Origin of the sequence: Pseudomonas sp. BNK-7 (assembly GCF_048072025.1) — a bacterium.
GTDB classification, from domain to species: Bacteria; Pseudomonadota; Gammaproteobacteria; order Pseudomonadales; family Pseudomonadaceae; genus Aquipseudomonas; species Aquipseudomonas danubii.
Map to the genome: position 1 here is coordinate 1,003,424 of NZ_CP182252.1, position 13,530 is coordinate 1,016,953.

At 64.5% G+C, this 13,530-nt stretch carries 16 protein-coding genes; 10 read left to right on the plus strand and 6 right to left on the minus strand.

The window, feature by feature from the left end; all coding sequences use genetic code 11:
- Positions 1-206: 206 nt before the first annotated feature.
- Complete coding sequence (locus ACMGF8_RS04695) at positions 207-692, plus strand: acyl-CoA thioesterase (protein WP_102862374.1); 486 nt, start codon at positions 207-209, stop codon at positions 690-692.
- Positions 693-953: 261 nt separating this feature from the next.
- The gene (locus tag ACMGF8_RS04700) at positions 954-2,348 is read left to right on the plus strand and encodes an APC family permease (RefSeq protein ID WP_102862375.1); all 1,395 of its coding nucleotides are present in this window, start codon (positions 954-956) and stop codon (positions 2,346-2,348) included.
- 21 nt (positions 2,349-2,369) lie between these two features.
- Here the strand turns inward: ACMGF8_RS04700 and pdxY are convergent, their stop codons facing one another.
- A complete protein-coding gene (pdxY, locus tag ACMGF8_RS04705) occupies positions 2,370-3,242 on the minus strand; it encodes a pyridoxal kinase PdxY (protein WP_102862376.1) in 873 nt (290 codons plus the stop codon).
- Positions 3,243-3,359: 117 nt separating this feature from the next.
- Here pdxY and ACMGF8_RS04710 point away from each other — a divergent pair, with 117 nt between their 5' ends.
- Complete coding sequence (locus ACMGF8_RS04710; protein ID WP_102862377.1) at positions 3,360-3,752, plus strand: DUF3301 domain-containing protein; 393 nt, start codon at positions 3,360-3,362, stop codon at positions 3,750-3,752.
- A gap of 21 nt (positions 3,753-3,773) precedes the next feature.
- On the opposite strand, the gene ACMGF8_RS04715 is transcribed toward ACMGF8_RS04710, so the two are convergent.
- The 4 genes from ACMGF8_RS04715 to dksA all read right to left on the minus strand — a co-directional run bounded on the left by ACMGF8_RS04715 (position 3,774) and on the right by dksA (position 7,254).
- Positions 3,774-4,736: a CobW family GTP-binding protein gene (locus tag ACMGF8_RS04715; protein ID WP_207166794.1), complete on the minus strand. Its 963-nt coding sequence runs from the start codon at positions 4,734-4,736 to the stop codon at positions 3,774-3,776.
- A gap of 168 nt (positions 4,737-4,904) precedes the next feature.
- Complete coding sequence (locus ACMGF8_RS04720; RefSeq protein ID WP_115581254.1) at positions 4,905-5,612, minus strand: DUF1826 domain-containing protein; 708 nt, start codon at positions 5,610-5,612, stop codon at positions 4,905-4,907.
- On the minus strand, positions 5,612-6,820 hold the full coding sequence (gene zigA / locus ACMGF8_RS04725; RefSeq protein WP_102862380.1) for a zinc metallochaperone GTPase ZigA: 1,209 nt from the start codon (positions 6,818-6,820) through the stop codon (positions 5,612-5,614). Before zigA ends, ACMGF8_RS04720 begins: the two co-directional genes overlap by 1 nt.
- Positions 6,821-6,849: 29 nt before the next feature.
- The gene (dksA, locus tag ACMGF8_RS04730; protein ID WP_102862381.1) at positions 6,850-7,254 is read right to left on the minus strand and encodes an RNA polymerase-binding protein DksA; all 405 of its coding nucleotides are present in this window, start codon (positions 7,252-7,254) and stop codon (positions 6,850-6,852) included.
- A gap of 122 nt (positions 7,255-7,376) precedes the next feature.
- On the opposite strand from dksA, the gene ACMGF8_RS04735 reads away from it, so the two are divergent.
- Positions 7,377-7,754, plus strand: coding sequence for a glutamine synthetase (locus ACMGF8_RS04735; RefSeq protein ID WP_102881365.1), 378 nt, complete (start codon positions 7,377-7,379; stop codon positions 7,752-7,754).
- Positions 7,755-7,862: 108 nt separating this feature from the next.
- On the opposite strand, the gene ACMGF8_RS04740 is transcribed toward ACMGF8_RS04735, so the two are convergent.
- On the minus strand, positions 7,863-9,086 hold the full coding sequence (locus tag ACMGF8_RS04740) for an N-acetylmuramoyl-L-alanine amidase (RefSeq protein WP_115581256.1): 1,224 nt from the start codon (positions 9,084-9,086) through the stop codon (positions 7,863-7,865).
- Between the two features lie 130 nt (positions 9,087-9,216).
- On the opposite strand from ACMGF8_RS04740, the gene folE2 reads away from it, so the two are divergent.
- Genes folE2 through ACMGF8_RS04770 form a run of 6 tightly spaced genes read left to right on the plus strand, consistent with a single transcriptional unit; the run spans position 9,217 to position 13,530 of the window.
- Positions 9,217-10,110, plus strand: a complete 894-nt coding sequence (gene folE2, locus ACMGF8_RS04745; RefSeq protein WP_102862384.1) for a GTP cyclohydrolase FolE2 — start codon at positions 9,217-9,219, stop codon at positions 10,108-10,110.
- Complete coding sequence (locus tag ACMGF8_RS04750; protein ID WP_102862385.1) at positions 10,110-10,778, plus strand: metal ABC transporter ATP-binding protein; 669 nt, start codon at positions 10,110-10,112, stop codon at positions 10,776-10,778. Before folE2 ends, ACMGF8_RS04750 begins: the two co-directional genes overlap by 1 nt.
- Positions 10,778-11,644, plus strand: coding sequence for a metal ABC transporter permease (locus ACMGF8_RS04755; RefSeq protein WP_416758846.1), 867 nt, complete (start codon positions 10,778-10,780; stop codon positions 11,642-11,644). Before ACMGF8_RS04750 ends, ACMGF8_RS04755 begins: the two co-directional genes overlap by 1 nt.
- An 11-nt stretch (positions 11,645-11,655) precedes the next feature.
- On the plus strand, positions 11,656-12,540 hold the full coding sequence (locus ACMGF8_RS04760) for a metal ABC transporter substrate-binding protein (protein ID WP_250329696.1): 885 nt from the start codon (positions 11,656-11,658) through the stop codon (positions 12,538-12,540).
- Positions 12,537-12,980 (plus strand): phosphoribosyl-AMP cyclohydrolase, encoded by a 444-nt coding sequence (gene hisI, locus ACMGF8_RS04765; RefSeq protein ID WP_416758849.1) that lies wholly within the window; start codon positions 12,537-12,539, stop codon positions 12,978-12,980. The genes ACMGF8_RS04760 and hisI overlap by 4 nt, the downstream gene beginning before the upstream one ends.
- Positions 12,970-13,530 carry a carbonate dehydratase gene (locus ACMGF8_RS04770; RefSeq protein ID WP_102862389.1) on the plus strand — a complete coding sequence of 187 codons (561 nt, stop codon included), beginning with the start codon at positions 12,970-12,972 and terminating at the stop codon, positions 13,528-13,530. The genes hisI and ACMGF8_RS04770 overlap by 11 nt, the downstream gene beginning before the upstream one ends.

The window sequence follows — 13,530 nt, forward strand, 5'->3', positions numbered from 1 at the left end:
ATGAGCGGAAAAAGCCCTGGAACGGGTGTTTTTCAGGTTAACACCGGGACTTCTGGCAGAAAGGCGATGCAATATTAGGAAACAGATCCACCGGAGCGTGACGGCACGACGCGGCCCGGCGTCCCGTTATCGATGGTTTGAAAATCCTTGAAACCAGCACCCGCAGAGGTGCTCCAGCAACCCCTGCCTTGAACCGTGAGTGTGCTATGGAACCCGGAAACGCCCAGCTGTCGATGACGGTATTGATGACCCCTGACATGGCCAATTTCTCTGGCAATGTCCACGGCGGCACCCTGCTCAAGTACCTCGACGAAGTCGCCTATGCCTGCGCCAGCCGTTATGCCGGCCGCTACGTAGTGACCTTGTCGGTGGACCAGGTGATCTTCCGCGAGCCGGTGCATGTCGGCGAACTGGTGACCTTCCTGGCCTCGGTCAACTACACCGGCAACACCTCCATGGAGGTGGGTATCAAGGTGGTGACCGAGAACATCCGCGAGCGCTCGGTGCGCCACACCAACAGCTGCTTCTTCACCATGGTGGCGGTGGACGACCAACGCAAACCGGCCCAGGTGCCACCGCTGCAGCCCGAGACCGCCGACGGCAAGCGCCGCTATATCCAGGCCCAGCAGCGTCGGCAGATCCGCCAGGAGCTGGAAAAGCGCTACCAGGAAATCAAGGCCGACGGCCCTTGATCCTCAGACAGATACGCTGATTCAGCAGGACCACGGACGGTCCACTCGCCACGCCCCTGCAAAGCCTTGCGCACTCGCCCCCTCTCCCTCCGCTGCTCCAGGCAGTCTTCTGCGGTCATCCCGAATGGCCACATCCATCCCTTTTTGACCACATAGAGAGTTATGCCCCAGGGGCACCGCTGCCAGAATCGTTGGGCAAGGCACAAGCGCACTCCCCGTTTGGGGAGCCTTCGAACCCACGAACGCGTGAGAACAATAACAATGCCCAGCGCCAATACTCTCTCCGACAATCCCACCCTCGCCCCCAGCGATTTCACCCACAGTGCCCAGGGCACCTCCCTGCGCCGCATCCTCGGGCTGCCGGCCCTGGTGTTCTTCGGCCTGGTGTACATGGTCCCGCTGACCGTCTTCACCACCTACGGCGTGGTCACCCAGATCACCGGCGGGCGTACCGCCGCCGCGTACGTGATCACCCTGTTGGCCATGCTCTTCACCGCCCTGTCCTACAGCGTCATGGTCAGGAAGTACCCGATTGCCGGCTCGGCCTATTCCTACGCCAGCCTCAGTTTCGGACCGGGCATCGGCTTTCTTGCCGGCTGGTCGCTGCTGCTGGATTACCTGTTTCTACCAATGATCAACTACCTGGTGATCGGCCTGTTTCTCAACCTGGCCTTTCCCGCCGTGCCAGCCTGGGTCTTTGTGGTGGCGACCATCAGCCTGGTGACGCTGCTGAACATTCGCGGCATCGGTTCGGTATCGAGCATGAGCAACCTGATCGTCTGCGCGCAGATGGTGTTCGTGGTGGTGTTCGTGGCCCTGGTGATTCGCCAGTTGGCCGGGGCCGAGAGCCTGGACCTGAGCGCGCCCTGGGTCGGCGACGGCAGCCAGAGCGGACTGTTGCCATTAATGGCCGGAGCAGCGGTGCTGTGCCTGTCGTTCCTCGGCTTTGACGCGGTATCGACCCTGGCCGAGGAAACCCGCGACCCACGCCGGGACATTCCCCGGGCCATTGTCATCACCACCCTGGGCGCGGGCCTGCTGTTCATCCTGTTGGCCATGACCAGCCAGCTGGCCTTCCCCGGCAGCAGCTTCAAGGACGCCGATTCAGCAGCCAGCGAGGTGATGCTGCACGCCGGCGGACGTTTCCTGGAGATGTTCTTCACTGCCACCTATGTCGCTGGCGCTGCCGGTTCGGCCCTGGCGTCACAGGCCTCGGTGTCGCGCATCCTGTTCAGCATGGGCCGCGACGGCATCTTGCCACGGCGAGTGTTCGGCACCCTGTCCGAGCGCTACAAGACCCCGGTGATCGCCATTGTCCTGGTGTCGCTGGTGTCCTTGCTGGCAGTAGTCATCGACCTCACCACCCTGGCGTCGATGATCAGCTTCGGCGCGCTGGTGGCGTTCTCGGTGGTCAACCTGGCGGTGATCAAGAGTCACCTGGGACAGGGGCAGCCGCGCACGGGGGCGCGACTGCTGCAGTACGGCCTGCTGCCGTTGATCGGCTTCGGCCTGATCGTCTGGCTGTGGACCAGCCTCTCGGCCCTGACCCTGGGGATTGGCCTGGCCTGGTTCGCCTTGGGCCTGGCGTACCTGGGCGTACACACCCGGGGCTTCCGTCAGCCGGCGCCGACGGTGCAATTCTCCGAGCAGGCCTGAGTCACTGAACGCCGGTCGCCATCAGAAGCCGATCGGCGTGGCCTCGAACCGCACCCGCGGATGGGCGATGCGATCCTGGGCCCGCACCAGCTCCAGCTCGTAGCTGGCGCAGGCCTGGGTTTCCAGCAGCACTTCATGCACCGCCGCGGCGGTGAATTCGAACGCCGCTACTAGGCTGTCACCCAACAGCACCCGGGCCAGGAACAGACCCGACGTCAGGTCGCCCACTCCCACCGGTTGGCGTGGGAACGCCAGCAGCGGACGCCGCAGGTGCCAGCTGCCCTCGGCGGTCACCAGCAGCATCTCGAAGCCTTCCGCCAACTTGCCCGGGTAGTCCAGGTGCTTGACCAGCACCGCCTTGGGGCCCTTCTCCAGCAGCGAGCGGGCCATGCCCAGGCAATCGAACAACGATTGCGGCTTGCGCCCGCAGAAGCTGTCCAGTTCCAGCTGGTTGGGGCAGAGAAAATCCGCCATGGCCACCGCTTCATCCAGCAGAAAGTCGCTGACTTCCGCCGGCACGCTGCAGCCCTTCTCCGGATGGCCCATCACCGGGTCGCACAGGTACAAGGCCTTGGGGTTGGTCGCCTTGATCCGCGCCACGCCACTGAGAATCGCCCGGCCCTGGGCCGCGCTGCCCAGGTAACCGGAGAGAATCGCATCGCAGTTGCCCAACTCGCCGATGGCGGCGATACCTTCCACCAGCTCGGGAATCTGCTGGGGCGCCAACACTTCTCCGGCCCAGTGACCATACTGAGTGTGGTTGGAGAACTGTACGGTATTCAGGGGCCAGACATTCACCCCGACCCGCTGCATGGGAAACACCGCAGCACTGTTACCGGCGTGGCCGAAAACCACATGGGACTGGATCGCAAGCAGGTGGGGCGTACGTTTCATGCAGGATTTTCCATAAAACCGGTGGAATTCAAGCCGCGCAGTATGCGACTAAACGCAGCCTGTACGACAGACCGGAGACGCAGTTAAGCTGACGCCACTTCGTTGGAGCAAACCTTCATGCTGACCCTTGGAAACATTTTTGTGCTGATGCTGCTGGCGACCGGCGCCGCCTGGCTATGGCACAACCACGGCCTGCGGGAACGGGCGCTGGCGCGGGTCAAGCAGCACTGTGCACGGCTCGACATCGAGCTGCTGGACGGCAACGTCGCGCTCAAGCGCATCGGTTTGGTCAAGGACGCCAACGGCCGTCGGCGCCTGGCGCGAATCTACAACTTCGAATTCACCGTGACTGGCGAAACCCGCCACGCCGGAACCATCACTCAGTTCGGAGCCCACAGCGCGCACATCGAGCTGGCACCCTATCCATTCGAAGTGAAAGAGCCGTTGCCCAGCGCCGAGGTGATCGAGCTGAGTCAGTGGCGCGAAGAGCATCGCAAGTTCAAGCCGTGAGAGGCGCAGGCAAGCCTGCGCCTACAGGCGGCAAGCGCTGAGGCTGGCTTGCAGGGCGGCCATGTCCTGAGGGGCACTGAAAATCAACTCCAGGCGCGAATCCCGTCGCCATTCGCTGGGCAGCCAGTTCAGCGGTGAATTATCCAAGCCATTGCCCGAGCGCCAGCCCTCATCGCTGTGGATCACCAGTTTGGCCCGACGCCAGTCGAGGTTCTGCAGCCAGTGATCGACCCGGGTCAGGTCGAACTGCTGGCTCGGGTGCCAGCGCCAGCCGATGCTCCAGCCCTCCTCCTGAGACTGACTGAGGCAGATCGGCAACGCCGGATCGCTCCACACCGCCGGTAACTGTGCCAGGCCCTGGGGAACATCCAGGTGCTCCAGCGTCGCCCCGGCGCTGACCTCCAGGCCCGGTAGCTCGGCCAGGGGCAAGGCGGCGTGGCGCGTCCAGAACAAGGGCAGGTCCGGCAACTGCTCCAGCACCCGCAGCCGATCGCTGTCGCTAAGCAGTTCGTCCTTGTTCAACACCAACAGGCCGGCGCTGGACAGGGCGTCCTGCTGGGCCTGGGGCAGCGGCTTGCCGGCCGCCAGGGCCTGGGCGTCGAGCACCAGCACACAGGGCTGCAACGCCAGCACCCCTTGCCAGGGCGCGACGCTCAGTTGCTTGAGCAATTGCGCCGGGTGACCGAGGCCAGAAGGCTCGATGAACAGACGATCCGGCTTGGCCTTGCGCAGCAGACGCCCCAAGCCCACCTGAAACGGTGCGCCGTTGACGCAGCACAGACAGCCGCCGGCCACTTCGCCGAGGGCGATGCCATCGTCATCCCGAGTCAGCAAGGCCGCGTCCAGGCCGATCTGGCCGAACTCATTGATCAGCACCGCCCAGCGCTCATGGGCCGGGCGCTGGCTCAGCAGATGACGGATCAGGCTGGTCTTGCCGGCCCCCAGGGGGCCGGCGATCACATGGGTAGGAATGTTCTGCAGCATGGCAAGGGGGTCCGGAAAGCCTGTGAGGTGATGCTACGCCCTTCCCGTGCAGGGCGAAAATCCGCGCGCTCAAGAACGACGCCGCAGCAGACGCCGTTCTTGAGCGCACTGAAGGTCCTGCGGACCTTGGCGCAGCCTCGCAGGCTCGGCAGCGGCTACACGCCTGGCTCAACCCAGCCAATCAAGGGTAAGGATCAGCCGGCGCTCCCCCGACGCTAGTTGCGGCGAGCGGTGGATCAGGCCGAAACCTTCGTTGCCGTGCCACTTCTCGCCCTTGAACAGCGCCACTTCACCGCTGCCGATCTGCTGGATCAGCGCCGGGTCTCGGGGTTCAGCACTGGCCTGTCCCAGTTGTCGACGGTCCATCGCCCCCTCGCGCAACCACTGGCTGCCAATCCCGGCATAGGTGGTGATCAGGCGCACGGGCACATGGTCGACGTGAAAGCGCGGGCACATGGCCTTGTCCAGCACCCGCAAGCGCAAGCCCACGCGCTTGGCGCCCAACAGGCAGGCAAAGGCGCTGACCAGCCAGGAAACGTCGGCGATAAAGCCGTCATAACCGTGCAAGTCGCTGAAGCGCGAGGCCAGGCCCCGCAGGTTCGGTGGGCAATCCTCATCCGGCAGTTCCAGGGACAGGGACTCGGCCAAGGGCTCGTTGAGGGACAACAGCAACGGGCCGAAGTCCTCGATGTGCGCCGGCAACTGGCGCTGCCAGAGGCCGAGGTTGACCTCATCGTCCAGCACCTCGGCCAGGACCGCCGGGGTCGGGCCAATGGCCGCGCGCCGGGAAACCAGCGGCACCGCACAAGGCAGCAGCAAGCTCCTGGCCGCCAATGGAATGCTCAGTGGAGTCACCGGAGAACTCAGGGTCAGCATCAGGCCGCCTCCTCTTCATGCCAGGCACCGAAAGGGTCGGTCATCAGGCTCCAGCCCTCGACACCCAGGGCCATTTCATCGTCATCCAGCAGGCACAGGTCGAGCTCGGCACAGAGCCGGGTGAAGTCGATGTTCTGGCCGATGAACACCAGCTCCTGGCGACAGTCGCCCGTGGCCGGGGTCCAGTTGTGCAGGATCGCCGCCATGCTTTCCTCGTCCTGGGGCCATTGCTGCTTGGGCACGAAGCGCCACCAGCGCCCGGCAAAACCGTGGCGCATCAAGCCACCGGCCTGGGACCAGCTGCCCGCTTCCTGGTACTTGCTGGCCAGCCAGAAGAAGCCTTTGGAGCGCAGCAGCTTGCCGTTGACCCAGGGCCGGTTGATGAAGTTGAAGAAGCGCTGCGGATGAAAGGGGCGCCGCGCCCGATAGGCGGTTGAAGCAATTCCGTACTCCTGGGTTTCCGGTACGTGCTCGCCGCGCAACTCCTGCAGCCAGCCCGGCGCCTGGGCCGCGCGTTCAAAGTCGAAGCGCCCGGTATTGAGGATCTTGGCCAAGGGCACCTGGCCCATGACCATGGGGATGATCTCTGCCTGGGCGTTGAGCCGCGCCAGGATCGCCATCAGCTCCTGGCGCTCGGCGCTGCTGATCAGGTCGATCTTGCTGACCAGGATCACGTCGGCAAACTCCACCTGCTCGATCAGCAGGTCGGTGATCGAACGCTCGTCTTCCTCGCCCAGGGTTTCACCGCGACTGGCGAGGCTTTCCGCCGCCTGGTAATCCAGCAGGAAGTTCATGCCATCGACCACAGTCACCATGGTGTCGAGGCGGGCGATGTCCGCCAGGCTCTGCCCGGCCTCATCGCGAAAGGTGAAGGTTTCTGCCACCGGCAGCGGCTCGGAGATCCCGGTGGACTCGATCAGCAGGTAGTCGAAGCGCCCGTCGCGGGCCAGCTTGCCCACTTCCTCCAGCAGGTCTTCGCGCAGGGTGCAGCAGATGCAGCCGTTGCTCATCTCCACCAGCTTCTCTTCAGCGCGGTTGAGGCTGACATCGCGCTGCACCTCGCTGCCGTCGATGTTGATTTCGCTCATGTCGTTGACGATCACCGCTACCCGCAGGTTGTCGCGGTTGCGCAGGACGTGATTGAGCAGGGTGCTTTTGCCCGCGCCAAGAAAGCCGGACAGCACGGTAACGGGAAGACGCTCGGTCATGGGGGTTCCTCATCAGGTTCGCGGCTGGGTCAAAGCGCCCGCTGGTGGCGTTCGCGCAGCTCTTGGCGTTCTTTGGCTTCGATACACAAGGTGGCGGTGGGCCGCAGCAGCAGGCGCTGCAGGCCGATGGGCTCGCCGGTGTCGCGGCACCAGCCGTACTCGCCGCGGGCCAGGCGCTCCAGGGCCTCGTCGATCTTGTCCAGGAGCTTCTTTTCCCGCTCCAGCAGGCGCAGTTGCCATTGCCGCTGCTCTTCGGCGCTGCCGATGTCGGCGGGGTCGCTGTGGGGTTCCTGCTCGCGCAGTTGGTCGAACTCAGCGGCAATGCGCTCCTGCAATTCGCTGCGCTGGGCCAGCAGCAGATCGCGGAAGAAGCCCTGCTGGGCGTCGTTCATGTAATGCGCCGAGGGTTCGGCGAGGAGCTCTTGTTCAGTCATGGCGGGGGTCACGGGTCAGGCTTTATTTTATGTTATATTATAACAATGCAGATTAGCCAATACTCCCTTGCCGACCACGACGAAGGGCGCAATGCTGCGCCCCTGTCGCCACGAGAACTGCCATGCGCCTTGTCCTGCCCACCCTGCTTTCAAGCCTGATGCTGCTGGCCGGCCACGCCACAGCCGCCGTGCCCAGTACCTTGGCCACCTGCACCCGCAGCGCCACCCTGCTGGCCTGCGTCGATCCCTTGGGCAACGCCTACAGCGTCGCCACGGCGGGCAGCACGACTTACTTGCGCGGGTTCGAGGTGATCGGCAAACGCTACTGGGCGCAGACCAACAGTCGCTACGGGCAACTGACCTTCTTCACCGGCCTGGCCTCCGATGGTGAAGCCTGGGTGGGCTACAGCCAGCGCGTGGGCTGGACCACCCGCAATCGCTTCTCCAGTTCTGGCGGCAGCAGCGCCAAGTTCACCTGCAGCCGCATCAGCGGTTGCTAGCCGCACCCACAGCGCGCCAGGTGCAGGCGCTGGTGGCTGTAGGAGCTGGCTTGCCAGCGAACGCGACCGTCAGGGCGACGCACAATCCAACGGCCTCTTAGCCGGCTCCTACACGGTGCGGCTGTTCTTTGTTTCCTGGAGCCAGGCCAGATAGCTGTTGGCCGGCGGGTTCTTTTCGAAGTAGCGCTGCAAACCCTGGAACAGGCCGTCGGCAATCGCCTGCTGATGCCGCGTGGTGACCAGTTGCTGGCTGTCGCGGCGATTGGAGATGAAGCCGGTTTCCACCAGGATCGATGGCACGTCCGGCGACTTGAGCACCGCGAAGCCGGCCTGTTCCACGCGCTTCTGGTGCAGGGTGGTGATCCCCGACAGGCTGTCCAGCACCGTGCCCCCTAGCTGCAGGCTGGCGGCAATAGTGGCGTTCATCGACATGTCGAGAATCACCCCTGCCAGCATCGGGTCCTTGTCCTTGAGATTGAGCAGGCTGCTGGCCCCCAGCAAGTCGGCATCGTTTTCCCGCTGGGCCATGAAGCGCGCAGTGGCCGAAGTCGCCCCGCCTTCGGACAAGGCATACACCGAGGCACCGGAGGCGCTAAGGCGCGGTGCCGCATCGGCGTGCACCGAGATGAACATGTCGGCCTTGTGCTTGCGGGCGATCTCCACCCGCTTGCGCAGCGGCACGAAGAAGTCGTCGTTGCGCACCAGCTTCACGGCAAAGCCCTTCTCGCGCTTGAGCCGCTTGGCCAGCAACCGGGCGATGGACAGCACCACATCCTTCTCTCGCTCACCCTTGGCCCCCACGGCGCCGGGGTCCTTGCCACCGTGGCCAGGGTCCACCACCACGATGATGTCGCGCTTGGGATGAGGCTTGCCCGGCGACGCCTCGGGCTGGGCCAGGGGCGCAGCGGCCGCGGCGATCTGCAACGGCACCTTGCCGGCCGCAGACAGGTCCAGCACCAGTCGGTGGCCCTGCCCATCCTGGGGCGGCAGGAGAAAACTGTTGAGCTGCACCGGCTCATTCAGGTCGAGGACGATCCGTGTATCGCCCTGGCCAAAATGCCCGGAGCGGATCGCGCGGATCACCGTACGGGCCAGGGGCAACTGACTGAAATCGCCACTCAGGCGAGCGCCGTTCAAATCGATGATCAAGCGCTCCGGTGCGCTCAGAGTGAAGGTCTTGTACTGCACCGGGCCACTCAGATCGAGCACCAGCCGCAGCTTGTCGGCGTCTTTCCACAGCCGCGCATTACGGATCTGCGCGGCAGAAACAGCCCAGGGCAACATCAGGGCCGTGCCGGCCAACAGCAGGTTGAGCAATTGACGTCTGTGCATGACAAATACCGCAGATGAGGGAGCGTCCGTACTCACAAGAACAGGCCAGAGAACCGCCGAGGAAAAATGTTTCATCGGATGTATTGTTATAATATAACATGCAGAAATATTCCTAACGACGGACCTGTTCATGAACGCGCTGACTCTGCCGGATATCGCCGCGCAGGCCTCACGCCAAGCCTTGCCCCTGGAATGGGTGGGCATGTGCGGCATTGCCTTACCTGTACTGATGGACAGCCAACGGATCGCTGCCAAAGCGGACGCCGGAGTCAGCCTCGACGACGGCGAGGCGCGAGGCATTCATATGTCGCGGCTGTACCTGGCCCTGGAAATGCTCGAACAGGACAACCTCACGCCTGCTCTGCTGCGCCAAGTGCTACAGCGCTTTCTCGACAGTCACGAAGGCCTGGCCAACAGCGCCTACCTGCGCCTGCACTTCGATCTGCTGCTCAAACGCCCGGCCTTGGTCAGCCCTTTGGCCGGTTGGAAGAGCTATCCGTTGAGCATCGAAGCACGGCTGAAAAACGCGATGTTCCACGTGGAACTAAAAATCGTCGTGCCTTATTCCTCCACCTGTCCTTGCTCGGCCGCCCTGTCCCGTCAGTTGATCCAACAGCAATTCGTCGACGATTTCGCCAACCGGCCATTGCAGCACGCCGAGATCCTGGCCTGGCTGGGCTCGACCCAAGGCATAGTCGCCACGCCCCATAGCCAACGCAGCAACGCCGAACTGCATCTGCGCCTGGACGACTTCCTCGACGAACTGCCGTTGATTGCACTGATCAACGACGCGGAAAACGCCCTGGGCACCGCCGTGCAAACGGCGGTCAAACGCGCCGATGAACAGGCCTTCGCCCTGGCCAACGGACAAAACCTGATGTTCTGCGAAGACGCCGCCCGCCGGTTGAATCTGGCCCTGCGTCGCTCCCCCGGGGTCAACGCCTTCCAACTGCGGGTCGTGCATGCGGAAAGCCTGCACGCCCACGACGCCGTGGCACAAAGCCGCTGGAACTGGGAGGCCTGATGATCCGCTGCCGAGGTTTGCGCTGGGGCGCGCCGGGCCAACCCCTGACTCCAGCCCTGGACCTGCACCTGCCCAGCGGCAGCCTGAGCGCCATCATCGGCGCCAACGGTTCGGGCAAGAGCAGCCTGCTGAAAGTCCTGGCTGGGCTGCAAAAGCCCTTGGCCGGCAAGGTCGATCTGGCGGCGCCCAAACGGGGCGGCTTTTCGTTTCTGCCGCAACAGCAACACCTCGATCGCCAGTTCCCCATCAGCCTCGAAGCGCTGGTGGCCGCAGGCTTCTGGGGCAAGCGTGAACCCGCCAGGGCCAGGGCAGAAAAACTGCAGGCGGTGCTCGAAGACTGGCATTTGAGTGGTCTGGAAAGTCGCCCGTTGATGGCCCTTTCCGGTGGGGAATTACAGCGCGCGCTGCTGGCCAGACTGAGCCTGACCGAAGCGCCTCTGCTGCTCCTGGACGAACCCCACGCCGCCCTCGACGAAGCGGGCCAGACCTTGCTCTGGCAACACCTGCACAGCTGGCACGCCCAGGGCCGGACGCTGGTGGTGGTTTGTCATGACCTGGCCGCCGTACGCCAGCACATCCCTCAGACCTTGTGGGTTAAAAGCAGCGGCTGTGTCTTGGGCCCGAGCCAAGAACTGATTGCCCCGCCCTTCCAGACGCAGGTGGCGTGATGCAGTTCGCCGCACAGCTCTGGCAACCCTTCAGCGAATTCGTGTTCATGCGCCGGGCCTTGCTCGGCGGCCTGGTCCTGGCCTGCAGCACCGCCCCTCTGGGCGTCTTCCTGATCCTGCGGCGCATGAGCCTGATCGGCGATGCGGTGGCCCACGGCATCCTCCCTGGCGCCGCCCTGGGCTTCTGGTTCGCCGGTCTCAGCTTGCCGGCCCTGACCTTCGGCGGCCTGGGCGCCGGCTTGGGTATGGCCGGCCTCGCGGCCTGGATCACCCGCCGCACCGGCCTGCGGGAAGACGCCAGCATCGCGGCTATCTACCCCATCTCCCTGGCCAGCGGCGTGTTGATCCTCGGGTTGGCGGGCAAACGCCTGGATCTGTTGCACCTGCTGTTCGGCTCGGCCCTGGCGGTGGACGGCCCGACCCTCAACGGCATGCTCCTGGTCTCGGCCGTCAGCCTGCTGGCCATGGCCCTGATCTACAAACCCCTGCTGCTGGACACCCTCGACCCACTGTTCCTGCACAGCGTCAGTCGCCTGGGTCCCCTGGCTCACGGCCTGTTCCTGACCCTGGTGGTGCTCAATCTGGTGATCGGTTTCCAGGCCATCGGCGCCCTGATGGTGGTGGGGCTGATGATGCTGCCGGCCGCCGCCTCGCGCTTCTGGAGCCGGCGGCTGCCGCTGTTGATGGGCATCGCCGCGCTGCTGGGTTGTCTCTCGGTGTGGCTCGGCCTGTTGCTGTCATTCCATTACTCGCTGCCCAGCGGACCGGCCATCGTGCTGGTGGCGGGCAGCCTGTACCTGCTGTCCGTGGTGTTCGGTCCGGTACACGGCCTGTTGCACCGCCCGCCGTTGCTCACATCCCCATGAGGTGTTTCCCGATGCGCGCTCTACTCGTGCTGTTCAGCCTGCTGCTGCCACTGTCGTGGTCCACCGCCCAGGCCGCGGACAAGCTGGCCGTGGTCACCAGCTTCAGCATCCTCGCCGACATCACCCGCCAGGTCGGCGGCGAGCATGTACAGATCACCAACCTGGTAGGCGCCGATGAAGACGCCCACACCTACGAACCCACGCCGGACGATGCCAAGGCCCTGCTCAAAGCCCGGCTGATCATCAAGAACGGCCTGGGCTTCGAACCCTGGCTGGATCGCCTGGTGGCCAGCTCGGCTACCAAGACTGCGGTGATCACCGCCAGTCGCGGGGTGATTCCACGGACCCTGGACGAGGACGGCGAACAGGTGCCCGACCCGCACGCCTGGCACAACCTGGCCAACAGCGAACTCTATGTGAACACCATCACCCAGGCACTGATCGCCGCCGACCCGGCCCACCAGGCTGACTATCAGCGCAACAGCCAGGCCTACCTGCAACAGATCTACCGCCTGCTGGCCGAGGCCAAGACCAAACTCGGCGCCCTGCCCCCGGGCAACCGCAAGATCGTCACCTCCCACGACGCCTTCGGCTATCTGGGCCAGGCCTACGGTATCGACTTCATGGCGCCCCAGGGTCTGTCCACCGAACGCGAACCCTCGGCCGCCGAAGTCGCGGCGCTGATCACCCAGATCCGCAACGCCAAGGTCAAGGCGGTGTTCATGGAGAACATCAAGGACGCCCGCCTGCTCAAGCAGATTGCCGACGAAAGCGGCGCCCATATCGGCGGCACCCTGTACTCCGACGCCCTCTCCGCCAGCGGCCCGGCCAGCACCTTCATCGGGCTGTTCGAATACAACCTCAACACCCTATACGACGCCCTGAGCCGACCATGATCCAACGCCTGCCGCTGACACTGCTGGACCTGGAAAGCGCTGCCCAGGGCAGTCGTTGGCCGCTGACCGCGGTGCTCGATGCCCTGCCCTGGAACAGCGACGGACTGATCGCCGCCATCGCCCAGCAACACGACAGCGGCGAGGTGCTGATGCTGGCCTGGATGAACCGCCGGGCCCTGGCCGAAACCCTGGCCAGCGGCCAGGTCTGCTACTGGTCGCGCTCGCGCCAGTGCCTGTGGCGCAAGGGCGAAAGCTCGGGCCACCGCCAGCGCCTGATCGAAGCGCGCCTGGACTGCGATGGCGACGCCGTGTTGCTGCAAGTGGAGCAACAAGGCCCCGCCTGCCACACCGGCCGCCCCAACTGTTTCTACAACGCCATTCGCGATGGCGCGGTGGAAGTCATCAGTTCCCCCGTGAAGGACTCGCGCCATGATTCGTAAAAACCCTTCCGGCGATCTGCCGGTGATCGCTGAATCCGCCTACGTGGACAAGACCGCCATCATCTGCGGCAAGGTGGTGATCGGCGACAACGTGTTCGTCGGCCCCTACGCGGTGATCCGCGCCGACGAGGTCGACGCCAGCGGCCAGATGGAAGCCATCACCATCGGCGCCAATTCGAACATCCAGGACGGCGTGGTGATCCACTCCAAATCCGGCGCCGCCGTCACCATCGGCCAGCACACCTCCATCGCCCACCGCTCCATCGTCCACGGCCCCTGCGTGGTCGGCGACCGGGTGTTCATCGGTTTCAACAGCGTGCTGTTCAACTGCGTGGTGGGCGACGGCAGCGTGGTCCGCCACAACTCGGTGGTGGACGGTCGCGACCTGCCCCCAGGCTTCTACGTGCCCTCCACCACCCGCATCGGCCCCAAGACCGACCTGGCGCAGTTCCCTCCGGTGAGCATCAGCGCCTCGGAGTTTTCCGAGGACGTGGCCCGTACCAACGTCGATCTGGTCCGCGGCTACAAGGCCCTGCAGAACGAGTTTTGA